This window comes from Micromonospora sp. WMMA2032 (assembly GCF_002688545.1).
GTDB lineage: Bacteria > Actinomycetota > Actinomycetes > Mycobacteriales > Micromonosporaceae > Micromonospora > Micromonospora sediminicola.
Map to the genome: position 1 here is coordinate 2,616,299 of NZ_CP024052.1, position 12,746 is coordinate 2,629,044.

The window sequence follows — 12,746 nt, forward strand, 5'->3', positions numbered from 1 at the left end:
GTCTGGCACCGCTCACCCGCCCTGGACAGAGGCGAGCCGCGCTCGCAGCCGGCGTTCCCGGTGCCTCGTGCGGGCGGCCACGGCCAGCACCGCGACCAGCACCACCCCGAACCCGATCGCGGTGGCCTCCCGGCCGACGTGCACGGCGAACCCGATCAGGACGCCGAGCGTGACGGCGCCCGCCACGGCCCCGAGCAGGGCTCCCCGGCGTACCCCGGGAAGGTTGTCCCGCACCGCGGCGAGATCCGCCCCGTCGGCGGGCGGCTCGCCGCGACGCAACGCGGTCTCGGTGCGGAGCCAGGCGGAGGTCCGGTCCTCCTCGGCGGCGGTGCGTGGGGGTCGCCCCCACCGGTTCAGCACGAAGAGGAACACGAAGCCCCAGATCACCCCGGACAGGCCGGCCCGGACGACCGCGACCGGCAGGGAGCCGTGCCACTCCTCCCAGATCCGCACCGGCAGCCAGGCGAGGGTGGCGACCGTCATGGCGAGCACGTACGGGCCGGGTGCGCCGAGCCGTACCGGGGTGGTGCGACGGGTCGAGGCGGCCATGCACGGGCGGTACCCCCGCGCGCCGGCCGGCAATCCCCTGTGGAGGGTGGCCGGCGGCCGTACCGCCCGTCAGGATGTCGGGATGAGCACACTGACCGGGAAGCAGGTCGCCGACGCGGGGCTGGACGGGTGGACCTTCCTGCTCGGCGCGCTGCACACCCGCATCCGTACCCCGGACTTCGCCGCCGGCCTGGCGCTGGTGGCCGCCGTCGGCGCGGAGGCCGAGCGGGTCGACCACCATCCCGACCTGGACCTGCGCTACACCCACGTCGACGTGCGGCTGTGGTCGCACGACGCGGGCGGGGTGACGGGCCGTGACCTGCGGCTGGCCCGGACGATCTCGGCGCTCGCCGCGGACGCCGGCCTGTCCCTGTCTCACGCCGGGCTGTCCCGGCTGGAGCTCGCGCTGGACAGCCCGGAGCACGCCGCGGTGCTGCCGTTCTGGCAGGCGGTCCTGGCCGCGGAGCGCCCGGACGGTCCGGGTGCCGCCGACGACGAGGTGCGCGACCCGGCCGGCGCGCTGCCCACCGTCTGGTTCCAGTCCTCCGGGCGCGACGAGCCCCGGCAGCGCTGGCACCCGGACGTCTGGGTCGACCCGGCCGAGGTCCGGCCGCGGATGGAGGCCGCGCTGGCGGCCGGCGGCACGCTGGTCAGCGACGCGGAGGCCCCGCACTTCTGGGTGCTGGCCGACCCGGACGGCAACCGGGTCTGTCTCTGCACCTGGCAGGGACGCGACTGAGAAACCGGGGCGACGGCCGGGCGAGGCGACGCTAGCGTGCCGGTGTGGACGCACGCGCGCTGATCGAGGAGTTCAACGCCGCCTGGTCACGGGGTGACCTGGCGGCCATGTCCGGCTGCCTGGCCGAGGACGTGAGCTACTGCCCGAACGCCTGGGACGGGCCGGCCGGCACGGTACGCGGGCGGGCCGCCGTCGTCGCCGTCCTCGCCGGGCAGTCGGGTTCGGGCGAGGGTCCGGCGCTCGGCGCGGTCTGGGCCACCGACGACCGTGCGGTCTGCGAGTGGGCGTGGCCTCCGGCCGAGGACGGCACGGTGCTGCGTGGGCTGGACGTCTACCGGGTCCGCGACGGGCGGATCGTCGCCAAGGACGTGTTCGGCAAGATCACTTCTTGAGCGCCCCGGCGGCCACCCTCAGGTCGGCGACCAGCCCCTCGTACGCGACGTCCTGGTTGTCGGCGCGCAGCACGGCGGAGGGGTGGATGGTCGCCAGCAGCCGGGTCGCCGGCGCGTCGGCGACCGCGCCGGTCCGGTCCACCGGCACCCGGGCGAAGTCCTCCGGGTGCTGCGCGGCCGCCGGCCACGGCAGCAGTTCGCCGCGTTGCCGGGTCACCCGGAACGTGGGGCCGAGCAGCGCCTTGGCGGCGGTGGCGCCGAGCACCACCACGACGTCCGGGTGCAGCCGGGCGAACTCGGCGACCAGCCAGGGCCGGCAGGCGGTGATGTGCACCCGGTCCGGCGTCTGGTGGATGCGTCGCGTGCCGCGCCGCTCGAAGCGGAAGTGCTTCACCGCGTTGGTCAGGTAGATCTGGCCGGGGTCGAGGCCGGCGTCGTCGACGGCCCGGCGCAGCAGGCGGCCGGCGGGGCCGACGAACGGCAGTCCCTTCTGGTCCTCGACGTCGCCGGGCTGCTCGCCGACGAAGACCACCCGGGCGTGCTCGTCACCGCGCCCGAAGACGGTCTGCGACGCGTCCCGGTACAGCTCGCAGCCCCGGCAGCCGGCCGCCGCGGCGCGCAGCTCGTCGATGGTGTCCGCCCGTGGCGGGATGAACTCCTGCGCTCCGGGCGCGCTGTCGGTCTCGGCCATGCCGACCGTTCTACCCCGTCCGCCGCGCCCCACGCGACCGCCCTGCCGCGAGGACGTCGAGCGGGGCCCCGCCGGTCAGGTGGTGAAGGTGAGGCCGGGACGCAACGCGCCGACGAGCGCGTCGGCCAGCACGGAGAGCTCACCCTCGTCGAGGGAGCTGACGGTGACGCGGACGGCGGGGGCGGCGGCGATCCGGTAGGGGCTGCCGGGGGCGACCGACCAGCCGGCGTCGCGCAGGGCGGTGACCGCGACCGTCTCGTCGGGCACCGGCACCCAGACGTTGATCCCGGTGCGTCCGTGCGCGGCCAGCCCACGCGCGGCGAGTGCGGCCACCAGCCCGTCGCGCCGCCGGTCGTAGCTGTCCGCCGCGCGCCGCACCAGGTCGGCGGTGGCCGGGTCGCGCCAGAGCGACAGGACCAGGCGTTGCAGCACGGTGGAGACCCAACCGGCGCCGACCCGCGCCCGGCCGGCCACCCGGGCGACGGTGGCCTCGTCCCCGGCCAGCACGGCGAGCCGCAGGTCGGGCCCGTAGGGCTTGCTCACCGACCGGACGAAGGCCCACGTCGCTGTCGCCCCGGCGAGCGGGTGCAGGGGTACGCGGGCCAGCTCGGCGGCGTGGTCGTCCTCGATCAGCAGCAGGTCGGCCCGGCCGGCGAGCAGCGTCCGCAGGGCCGCCGCCCGGTCGGCGGAGACGGCCGCCCCGGTCGGGTTCTGGGCCCGGCTGGTGACGACCAGCGCGCGCACCCCGGCGGCCAGCGCGGCCCGCACCCCGGGCTCGGTCGGGCCCTCGTCGTCCACCGGCACCCCGACGGTACGCAGCCCGAGCGCGGCGACCAGGTCGAGCAGGTTGGCCCAGCCCGGGTCCTCCACCGCCACCGCGTCGCCGGGGCGCAGGTGCGCGGCGAGCAGCCGTTCGATGCCGTCCAGCGCGCCCCCGGTGACGGTCAGGTCGGCGGCCGGCACCCCGTCGGCCGCGAACCGGTCCCGGGCGACGGCGGCCAGCTCGGGCAGGACGGCGGCGTCCGCGTATCCGGTCGGGGTCCCGGCCTCGGCGGCGAGCGCGGCCAGGTGCGGCCCGAGCGGAGGCAGCAGCCGGGGGTCGGGGTGCCCGGCGGAGAGGTTCCGGGTGCCGGGGCGCGGAGGCGGCGCCAGCGCGGCGCGGCGGGTGGCCACCGGCGGGCGGGGCCGGACCCTCGTGCCGTGCCGGCCGGCGGTGACGACCAGGCCGCGCTGCCGCAGGTCCTGGTAGGCCTTCGCGACCGTGGCCGGGCTGACGCCCAGCTCGCCGGCGAGCGCCCGGACCGCCGGCAGGGCGTCGCCCGGGGCGAGCGCGCCGGCGCGGATGCCGGATTCCACGCTCGCCGAAATGGCCGCCGACGTGGAACCACTGATCTGATAATGTGCTGCCACAGTTTGAGCATTGTACTAGAACAAAGGTGGGATGCCGCATGTACCCCCCGACCGCACGCACCACCGCCACCCGCACGCGGGACCGGATGCGCTACGACCGGGCCACCGCCCACGCGCTGCTGGACGAGGCGTACCACTGCGCGCTGGCGTTCACCGTGGACGGTGAGCCGCGGGTCCTGCCGACCCTGCACGTCCGCGTCGACGACACCCTCTACCTGCACGGCTCCACCGGCAGCCGGCCGCTGCTCGCCGCCCGGGGCGACGCCGGGCTGCCGGTCTGCGTCGCGGTCACCCACCTCGACGGGCTGGTCTACGCCCGCTCCCAGTTCCACCACAGCGCCAACTACCGGTCGGTGGTCGTGCACGGCACCGCCCGGCTGGTCGACGACGCCGCCGAGAAGGCCGCCGTGCTGACCGCGCTGGTGGAGAAGGTGGCGACCGGCCGGTCCGCCGAGAGCCGGCCGCCGAGCCGGCGCGAACTGGCCGAGACGGCGGTGCTCGCGCTGCCGCTGCGCGAGGTGTCGGTACGCACCCGCACCGGCGGGGTCAACGACGAGCCGGCGGACGAGAGCCTGCCGTACTGGGCCGGCGTGCTGCCGCTGCGCCTCACGCCCGGGCGGCCCGAGCCGGCCCCGGGCGTCACCGCGCCGGTGCCGGCGTACCTGCGACCGGCGGGGTCGCCGTGGCGGGACCCGGTGGCGCTGCGCGGGGAGCACGTGGTGCTGGAGCCGCTGGACCTCTCCCACGCCGAGGAGCTGCACGCCGCCACCGAGGATCCCGAGGTGTGGCGGCACCTCGGCGGTCCGCAGCCGGCCGACGTCGCCGAGATGCGCCGGGTGGTGACCGCCTACCTGGACGCCCAGCAGCGCGGCGAGCAGGTGTGCTGGGTGCAGCGGTGCGCCACGACGGGCGCCGTGGTCGGCACCACCTCCTGGTACGAGATCGACCCGGCCCGCCGGTCGCTGGCGATCGGCTACACCTGGCTGGGCCGGCCCTGGTGGCGGACCGGCGTCAACACCGAGGCGAAGCTGCTGCTGCTCACCCGGGCGTTCGAGGAGCTGGACGCGGTCCGCGTGGTCTGGCACACCGACATCCGCAACGAGCGCTCGCAGCGCGCCATCGAAAGGCTCGGCGCGACCCGCGAGGGCGTGCTCCGGCAGCACAAGCAGCGGCCCGACGGATCCTGGCGGGACACCGTGCAGTACTCGATGCTCGCGCAGGAGTGGCCGAACGCACAGCTCAGGCTGCGGGAACGGCTTCGCCCGGCGGTGCCGGCCGGGTCATGATGTCCGGCGTGCTGGGGATCACCGACATCGGGACGTACGTGCTGGGCACCGTGGCGATCGTGCTGCTGCCCGGCCCGAACTCGCTCTTCGTGCTCGCCACCGCCGCCCGCCGGGGCGTGGCCACCGGCTACCGGGCCGCGGCCGGGGTCTTCGTCGGCGACGCCGCGCTGATGGTCCTCTCCGCCGCCGGGGTGGCCTCGCTGCTCCGGGCGTACCCGCCGCTGTTCCTCGTGATCAAGTACGCCGGCGCGGCGTACCTCGGGTGGTTGGGGCTGGCCATGCTGCGCGGCGCGTGGCGGCGCTGGCGCGACCGCAACGACCCGGCCACGCCGCGCCTGATCGACGAGGTCGAGCCGGCGGCGGAGCGCGACCCGTTCCGGCGGGCGCTGACGATCAGCCTGCTCAACCCGAAGGCGATCCTCTTCTTCGTGTCGTTCTTCATCCAGTTCGTCGACCCCGGCTACGCCTGGCCGGCGCTGTCGTTCCTGCTGCTCGGGTTGATCGCGCAGGTGACCAGCGTGCTGTACCTGACCGCGTTGATCTTCACCGGCACGTTCCTGGCCGCCCAGTTCCAGCGGCGTCGGCGACTCGCCGCGACCGGCACCACCGCCGTGGCGATGCTGTTCCTCGGGTTCAGCCTCAAGCTCGCCGCGGGTTGAAAGGAAGGGCCCCCTCTTAACGCGATCGGTAGAGGAAGGGCCCCTTCTTAACACCCGCGCGCGGGGCGGGCACGGCGCTCAGGTGCCGTCGCCGCCGCTCCCGCCGCCACCGACGCCGGCGCCGCCGGCGGTGCCGCCCAGGCCGTAGCCGGGGGCGACGGGCTGGTCGGGGTGGCGGCTGACGTGCGCCGACTCGCGGATCGTGGCCGACCAGTCGGCGTGCGAGGCGGCCGCCGCGTGCCGGTCGATGGCGTGCCGCAGCCAGCCGTCCACGGTCGCCACCCAGTCCCGCTGGTCGGCGCCGGCGTGCCAGACCCGGAACCGGCTGATGCTCTGGTGGGTCACGCCGGCCAGAGAGAGCCGCCGGTCCAGCCAGAACAGCACCTCCATGCCGACCGAGGTGGTCACCATGATCACTTCGAGTTCGGTCATCGGGCCGGCGTAGAGCGGAGCGGCCCAGAAACCCAGCCGCTGCTGGAACGGCAACGTCTGCTCCAGCCCGGGCAGCCGGCCCTGCTGGAACCCGGCCTGGCGCATCACGAAGCCGAGCGTGTCCAGCGCGGCGAGCAGGTGCTGCTGGGTGGGCAGCGGATGGATCAGCACCGGCACCATCTCGCCCTGGTCCAGGTCCGGGTCGACGGACACCTCGGTGCGCAGCCCGGTGCGCAGACTCAGCAGCGGCACCCCGCCGAACATGGTGACCGGCGTCTCCCACGGCAGCGGCACCGCGAAGTCGACCGCCCGCCGCCGCCCGGCCGGCACCACGAACCGCCCGGCGATCGGCCACCGGTGGTACTGCACGAGCCGGCGCGGCGACCCCGGGTCCTCGGGCTCGACCTGGGTGACCAGCCCCAACCGGATGTGCCGGACCGGGACGTCCGCGCCGTCGGCGCGCAGGATCACCCGCCCCGGCAGGCGCAGGCCCGGCCGGGTGCTCGGGTTCGGCAGCGTGGTGCTGACCGACAGCCCGGTCCAGGCCGACCCCCGCGACACCCCGGTCAGCCGCATGCGGTGGCATTCCCGCCACCCGCGCGGGCATGCGCGGTGGCGGTGTCCGGGTGCTCCGGACACCGCCACCGCGTCAGGAGGCGGTCAGCGCATCCGCCGGCCCCGCGGCACCGGGTCGGTCTCGTCGTCGAACTCGCCGATGACCTCCTCCAGCAGGTCCTCCAGCGCGACGAAGCCGATCGGCCGGGTCGGCCCGCCGCCGTTGCGCACCAGCGCGAGCTGGGCCTGCCGGCCGCGCATCGCGGCCACCGCCTCGGTCACCGACGCCTCGGCGGGCAGCGTGAACGCGTTCGTCATCAGCTCCTCGGCGGTCGCCGGGCGCCCGGTGGTGACCGCGCGCACCGCCTCCCGCACGTGGACCAGGCCGCACACCTCGCCACCGGCGTCGACCACGGCCAGGCGGGACCGGCCGCTGTCCCGGGAGACGTGCTCGATCCGCTCGGCGGTGTCGTCCCGGCGGACCGTGACGATCCGGTCGAACGGTTCCATCACCTGGGCCACGGTGGTGCCCTGCAACTCCAGCATGCTGGTCAGCAGCTGGTGCTGCTCGGCGCCGAGCAGGCCGTGCTCCCGGGACTGCTCGAGCAGGATGCGCAGCTCGTCCGGGCCGTGCACCTGGGCGAGCTGGTCCTGTTGCTGCACGCCGACCAGTCGCAGCATCGCGTTGGCCAGCCCGTTGAGCAGGGAGAGGACCGGGCGGGCGATCCGGGCGAAGGCCCGGAACGGCAGCGCCAGCAGCATCGCCGAGCGCTCCGCGTCGGTGATCGCCCAGGACTTCGGGGCCATCTCGCCGACCACCAGGTGCAGGAACGTGACCAGCCCCAGCGCGAACACCAGGGCCACCACGTGGCTGGCCGCGTCCGGCAGGCCGACCGCGTGCAGCAGCGGACTGAGCAGGTGCTCGATGGCCGGCTCGGCCAACGCGCCGAGGCCCAGCGTGCACAGCGTGATGCCGAGCTGGGCGCCGGCCAGCATCAGGCTCAGCTCGCGGACGCCGTCCAGCGCCGCGCGGGCCGCCCGGCCACCACCGGCCGCCGACTGTTCCAGCCGGTACCGCTTGGAGGCGACCAGCGCGAACTCGGCCGCCACGAAGAACCCGTTGAGTGCCAGCAGCACTCCGGAGAAGATGAGCGCGAAACCGGGGGTCATGCCGCTCCCTCCCCGGGCACGTCGGCGGTCGGGCGCAGCCGCACCGCGTCGGCCACGTGCCGGTCCACGGCCAGCACCTCGACCAGCACCCGGGGCCCGGACGCCGACTCGTCGCCGTCGACCACCTGCGCGATCTCCAACCGGTCACCGACCTCGGGCACCCGGCCCAGCTCCCGCATGACCAGCCCGGAGAGCGTGTCGTACTCCGGCGCCTCGGGCAGCTCGATGCCGGTGCTGTCGGCGACCTCGTCGATCCGCCAGCGCGCCGGCACCACCCACGAGCCGTCCTCCTGCCGCGCCGGAGCGCGCTCCGGCGGGTCGTCCTCGTCCCGGATCGGGCCGACCAGCTCCTCCGCCAGGTCCTCCAGCGTGATCACGCCGGCGAAGCCGCCGTACTCGTCGACCACGCAGGCGAGCTGTCGGTGCCCGGACCGGAGCCGGTCCAGCACCGTCGGCAGGGGCAGCGTCTCGGGCACCAACAACGGGGGTACGGCCACCGCGTCGACCCGGGTGGTCGCGCGCTCGGCCGGGGGCACCCCCAGCACGTCGGCGATGCCGACGATGCCGACCAGGTCGTCGACGCCCTCGGCGCCGCGCACCGGGAACCGGGAGTGGCCGGTGTCGAGCATCTCCACGATCCGGCTGACCGGCTCGTCGGCGCGGACGGTGTGCACGTCCACCCGGGGCACCATGGCCTCACCCGCGGTCAGCTCCCGGAAGTCGAGGCCCCGGTCGAGCAGGTCGGACATGGTCGCATCGAGGTGCCCCTCCTCCCGGGACTCGGCGATGATCTGTTCCAGGTCCTCCGGGGTCGCGCCGCTGGGCAGCTCCTCGATCGGCTCGATGCCGACCCGCCGGAGCAGCCGTACGGCGGCCCGGTCGAAGAGCGTGATCAGCGGCCCGGCGATCCGCAGGTACATCAGGGTGGAGCGGGACAGCGCCCGGGCCAGCGGCTCGGCCCGGGCGATGGCCAGGTTCTTCGGGGCCAGCTCGCCCAGGACCATCTGCACCACGGTGGCGATGACCAGGGCGAGCACCACCGACAGCGGCAGCGCCACGGCGCTGGACACGCCGGTGAGGCCGAGCAGCTCGGCCAGCCCGGCGCCCAGGAACGGCTCGGCGACGTAACCGACCAGCAGGGCGGTCACGGTGATGCCGAGCTGGGCGCCGGAGAGCATGAAGGAGAGCCGCCCGGTGACCTCCAGGGCCCGGGCCGCGGCACGGTCGCCACCGTCGGCGAGCTGCTTGAGCTTGCCCCGGTCCACGGCGACGTAACCGAACTCCTGGGCCACGAAGTAACCGGTGGCGGCGGTGAGCACGATGATGAGAAGGAGGCCGACGAGGATCAGCACGGGAGGTTCAGGGCTCCCGGGGTCGTCGGGTCGGGAAGATGCCGGGTACGACCCGGCCGGCTACTGCTGCCCTCCGGGGCAGGAGAGTCGATCATGCCGCCATTTTATCGGTGCTCGCTGGACGCCCGCTGAAGGTGCCGAAAAGCCTCCCCCACGTCTGGTTCCTCACCGTTCGGCCAGTTCGTCGACGTCCAGCAGCGTCCGGTCGACCCGCCCGGACCGGTAGGCGGCCCGGCCGATCATCTGCGCGGCGACCGGCGCGGTGGAGAGCTGGAAGATCGCCACCAGCACCAGCATGCCCAGGTCCGACGGCGTACGCAGGCGCAGCGCCAGGCCGGCCAGGAGCAGCAGCACACCGAGCACCTGCGGCTTGGTGGCCGCGTGCATCCGGTCCAGCGTGTCCGGGAAGCGCACCAGCCCGATCCCGGCGACCAGGCTGAGCAGCGCCCCGGCCAGCAGCAGGATCCCCCCGGCCCAGTCCGCGACCCCGCTCGCGCTCACGATTCGGCCCGGACGGCGAAGCGGACCAGCGACACCGACCCGACGAACCCGAGCAGGGAGAGCACCACCAGGATCGGCAGCGTGCTGGCGTGCCGGTTGACCGCCGCCTCCGCCCCCACCGCGCCGAGCATGGCCGCCAGCAGCAGGTCGGCCCCGACGACCCGGTCGAGCAGGGACGGGCCGCGGTAGATCCGGGCCAGGGCGAGCAGCGCGGTGGCCGAGAGCAGCACGGTCAGCGCGACGGCGAGCAGGACGGTCACGGGTGGTTCCTCCGTTCGACGGGTTCGAGGTCGAGCTGCCGTACCTCGGTGGGAGAGCCGACGGCGCGGACGATGCGCCGTTCGACGGAGAGCACGCGCTCGCGGCTGCCGGCCAGGTCCTCGGGGCCGCGGACGTCGAGCACGTGCACGTAGAGCACGCCCCGCGCGCGGTCGATGTCGAGGATCAGGGTGCCCGGCACCAGCGAGATCACCTCGGCGGTGAGCGCCAGGTTGAGATCGGTGCGGACCCGCAGCGGCACCGCGATGATCGCGCCACGCGGGCGGTAGCCGGGGCGTACCGCGACGGCGGCGACGTGCAGGCTGGCGCTGACCAGCTCGGCCACGAACGTGCCGGCCAGCACCAGCAGCGCGCCCGGGCGCAGCCGGCCGCCGAACGTGACCGGCGGCAGCGGGAAGAAGACCAGCACGGCCGTGCCGAGCACCAGGCCGGCGAGCAGGTTGCCCCAGGACACGTCGCCCCAGAGCAGCAGCCAGGCGACGACCAGCCAGCCGAGCGCCAGCGCCTGGTCGCGCCGCCGCCCGCCCCGGCCCACCGCCGGCGCGGGCGGGTCCGGCCGCGGCGTGGCCTGGGGTGCGTCGCCGGTCGGCTCCCCCACGGGGCCCCGACCCGGGGGCAGGTCGTCGGTCACGGCACGTCCCGGGGCAGCACCGCCCGCACGTACGGGGTGCGCTGGCGCAGGTCGGTGGCGGCGTCGGCGGTGACCTGGAACAGCGGCCCGGCCGCCAGGGTGAGCAGCACGCCGATCGCGACCAGCGCGGTGGTGGCCCCGACCATCAGGCCGGGCAGCCGCACGATCGGCGTGTCGGTGGCCAGCCGGGGCGCCCGCCAGAACGCGATGTTCCACACCCGGGACGCGGCGTAGAGGGTGAGCAGGCTGGTCGCCGTCCCGGCCGCGACCAGCACGAAGGGCAGCGGACCGCCGGCCGACACGCCGGCCTGGAGCAGGCCCAGCTTGCCCAGGAAGCCGGAGAACGGCGGGATGCCGGCGAGGTTCATCGCCGGCACGAAGAAGAGCACGGCGAGCAGCGGGGTGATCCGGGCCAGCCCGCCCAGCCGGCGCAGGTCGGTGCTGCCGGCCCGCTCCTCGACCAGGCCGGCGACCAGGAAGAGCGTGGTCTGGATGGTGATGTGGTGCACCACGTAGAAGATCGCCCCGGACAGGCCGGCGACGCTGCTCAGCGCCACCCCGAAGATCATGTAGCCGATGTGGCTGACCAGGGTGAAGGAGAAGAGCCGCTTCATGTCCGACTGGGCGACCGCGCCGAGGATGCCGACCACCATGGTCAGGCCGGCCACCACCATCAGCAGGCCGTCCACCTGGCCGCCCGGGAACAGCAGCGTCTCGGTGCGGATGATGGCGTACACGCCGACCTTGGTGAGCAGGCCGGCGAAGACGGCGGTGACCGGCGCGGGCGCGGTCGGGTAGCTGTCCGGCAGCCAGGCGGAGACCGGGAAGACCGCCGCCTTGATGCCGAACGCGAGCAGCAGCATGAGCTGCAGGGTCAGGCGTACGCCGGAGGGCAGCGCGTCCAACCGGCCGGCGAGCTGCGCCATGTTCAGGGTGCCGGTGGCCGCGTAGACCAGCCCCACGGCGGACAGGAACAGCATCGACGACAGGATGCTGACCACCACGTACGTGGAGCCGGTGCGCAGCCGCGCCTCGGTGCCGCCGAGCGTGATCAGCACGAAGCTCGCGGCGAGCAGGATCTCGAAGCCGACGAAAAGGTTGAACAGGTCGCCGGCCAGGAAGGCGTTCGTCACGCCCGCGGTGAGCACCAGATAGGTGGGGTGGAAGATGCTCACCGGCGCCGTCTCGCTGGTCTCCCCCCGCCCCTGGCCGATCGAGTAGAGCAGCACGCAGAGCGTGACCGCCGAGGAGACCACCAGCATCAGCGCCGCCAACTGGTCGGCCACCAGCACGATGCCGACCGGCGGCGGCCAGCCGCCCACCCGCACCACCACCGGCCCCTGCCGGTACGCCTGCACGAGCAGCACCGCCGCGACCACCAGCACGCTGCTCAGGCACAACACGCTGATCGACCGCTGCAACCGGGGCCGTCCGGCCAGGATCAGGGTGAGCGCGGCGCCGAGCAGCGGCACCACCACCGGCAGCGGCACCAGCCAGCTCATGTGCCGTCCCGGCGCAGTCGGCGGCGGGCGGGCTCCGGGTCGACCTGCTCCGGGTCGTCGTCCGGGCCCTCGCCCCCCAGGTCGGCGGTGGACACCTCGTTGCGCTCGGCGAGCCGGACGATCTGCCGGTCCTCCAGGTCGTCCTGCACCTCGTCGTCGCCGCTGGTGTACCAGCTGCGGTACGCGACCGCCAGCAGGAACGCGGTCAACCCGAACGTGATCACCACGGCGGTCAGCACCATGGCCTGCGGCAGCGCGTCGCTCATGTCACCGGCCGGCGCGCTGCCGACCAGCGGCGCCTCGCCGGACCGCCCGCCCAGCAGGATGAGCAGGTTCACCCCGTTGCCCAGCAGGATCACGCCGAGCAGGATCCGGGTCAGGCTGCGTTCCAGCAGCAGCGTGACGCCGGTGGCCACGAGCACCCCGACCGCCAGCACCAGCACCAACGTCGGCCCGGCCGCCCCCCGCGTCACGGAACCCCCCTTGATCGCGACTGCGGGGCTCGCAACCCCGGCTCACTCCTCGCGCTCACGGAACCTCCCCTGATCGCGACTGCGGGGCTCGCAACCCCGGCTCACTCCTCGCGCTCACGGAACCT

At 74.8% G+C, this 12,746-nt stretch carries 15 protein-coding genes; 4 read left to right on the forward strand and 11 right to left on the reverse strand.

The features are described from left to right. Nucleotides 1–12: 12 nt before the first annotated feature. Nucleotides 13–549: a hypothetical protein gene (locus CO540_RS11510; protein WP_099162025.1), complete on the reverse strand. Its 537-nt coding sequence runs from the start codon at nt 547–549 to the stop codon at nt 13–15. 82 nt (nt 550–631) lie between these two features. On the opposite strand from CO540_RS11510, the gene CO540_RS11515 reads away from it, so the two are divergent. Both CO540_RS11515 and CO540_RS11520 read left to right on the forward strand, forming a co-directional pair. Further along, nucleotides 632–1,288, forward strand: coding sequence for a 4a-hydroxytetrahydrobiopterin dehydratase (locus CO540_RS11515; RefSeq protein ID WP_099162026.1), 657 nt, complete (start codon nt 632–634; stop codon nt 1,286–1,288). Nucleotides 1,289–1,332: 44 nt separating this feature from the next. Beyond that, nucleotides 1,333–1,680 carry a nuclear transport factor 2 family protein gene (locus CO540_RS11520; RefSeq protein WP_091579749.1) on the forward strand — a complete coding sequence of 116 codons (348 nt, stop codon included), beginning with the start codon at nt 1,333–1,335 and terminating at the stop codon, nt 1,678–1,680. Here CO540_RS11520 and CO540_RS11525 read toward each other — a convergent pair. Beyond that, on the reverse strand, nt 1,670–2,371 hold the full coding sequence (locus tag CO540_RS11525) for a UdgX family uracil-DNA binding protein (RefSeq protein ID WP_099162027.1): 702 nt from the start codon (nt 2,369–2,371) through the stop codon (nt 1,670–1,672). The two genes, CO540_RS11520 and CO540_RS11525, sit on opposite strands and share 11 nt — an antisense overlap. 75 nt (nt 2,372–2,446) lie before the next feature. Next, on the reverse strand, nt 2,447–3,781 hold the full coding sequence (locus CO540_RS11530; RefSeq protein WP_099162028.1) for an aminotransferase class I/II-fold pyridoxal phosphate-dependent enzyme: 1,335 nt from the start codon (nt 3,779–3,781) through the stop codon (nt 2,447–2,449). A 38-nt stretch (nt 3,782–3,819) separates the two neighbouring features. On the opposite strand from CO540_RS11530, the gene CO540_RS11535 reads away from it, so the two are divergent. Together CO540_RS11535 and leuE are read left to right on the forward strand one after the other, a co-directional pair. Beyond that, entirely contained in the window at nt 3,820–5,067 is a 1,248-nt protein-coding gene (locus tag CO540_RS11535; protein WP_099162029.1) for a bifunctional pyridoxamine 5'-phosphate oxidase family protein/GNAT family N-acetyltransferase, read from the forward strand. Then, complete coding sequence (gene leuE / locus CO540_RS11540) at nt 5,064–5,726, forward strand: leucine efflux protein LeuE (protein WP_099162030.1); 663 nt, start codon at nt 5,064–5,066, stop codon at nt 5,724–5,726. The genes CO540_RS11535 and leuE overlap by 4 nt, the downstream gene beginning before the upstream one ends. A 78-nt stretch (nt 5,727–5,804) precedes the next feature. Here leuE and CO540_RS11545 read toward each other — a convergent pair whose 3' ends face one another. The 8 genes from CO540_RS11545 to CO540_RS11580 form a co-directional block, all read right to left on the reverse strand. Then, a complete protein-coding gene (locus tag CO540_RS11545; protein WP_099162031.1) occupies nt 5,805–6,734 on the reverse strand; it encodes a sporulation protein in 930 nt (309 codons plus the stop codon). An 84-nt stretch (nt 6,735–6,818) separates the two neighbouring features. After that, nucleotides 6,819–7,883: a hemolysin family protein gene (locus tag CO540_RS11550; protein ID WP_091579773.1), complete on the reverse strand. Its 1,065-nt coding sequence runs from the start codon at nt 7,881–7,883 to the stop codon at nt 6,819–6,821. Further along, the gene (locus CO540_RS11555) at nt 7,880–9,235 is read right to left on the reverse strand and encodes a hemolysin family protein (protein ID WP_099162032.1); all 1,356 of its coding nucleotides are present in this window, start codon (nt 9,233–9,235) and stop codon (nt 7,880–7,882) included. Before CO540_RS11555 ends, CO540_RS11550 begins: the two co-directional genes overlap by 4 nt. A gap of 165 nt (nt 9,236–9,400) precedes the next feature. Next, nucleotides 9,401–9,736: a monovalent cation/H(+) antiporter subunit G gene (mnhG, locus tag CO540_RS11560; RefSeq protein ID WP_099162033.1), complete on the reverse strand. Its 336-nt coding sequence runs from the start codon at nt 9,734–9,736 to the stop codon at nt 9,401–9,403. Next, nucleotides 9,733–9,996, reverse strand: coding sequence for a monovalent cation/H+ antiporter complex subunit F (locus tag CO540_RS11565; protein WP_091579786.1), 264 nt, complete (start codon nt 9,994–9,996; stop codon nt 9,733–9,735). The genes mnhG and CO540_RS11565 overlap by 4 nt, the downstream gene beginning before the upstream one ends. After that, the gene (locus CO540_RS11570) at nt 9,993–10,646 is read right to left on the reverse strand and encodes a Na+/H+ antiporter subunit E (protein ID WP_099162034.1); all 654 of its coding nucleotides are present in this window, start codon (nt 10,644–10,646) and stop codon (nt 9,993–9,995) included. The genes CO540_RS11565 and CO540_RS11570 overlap by 4 nt, the downstream gene beginning before the upstream one ends. Then, nucleotides 10,643–12,148 carry a Na+/H+ antiporter subunit D gene (locus CO540_RS11575; RefSeq protein WP_099162035.1) on the reverse strand — a complete coding sequence of 502 codons (1,506 nt, stop codon included), beginning with the start codon at nt 12,146–12,148 and terminating at the stop codon, nt 10,643–10,645. Before CO540_RS11575 ends, CO540_RS11570 begins: the two co-directional genes overlap by 4 nt. Continuing rightward, nucleotides 12,145–12,621, reverse strand: coding sequence for a Na(+)/H(+) antiporter subunit C (locus CO540_RS11580; RefSeq protein WP_099162036.1), 477 nt, complete (start codon nt 12,619–12,621; stop codon nt 12,145–12,147). The genes CO540_RS11575 and CO540_RS11580 overlap by 4 nt, the downstream gene beginning before the upstream one ends. Nucleotides 12,622–12,746 lie beyond the last annotated feature (125 nt).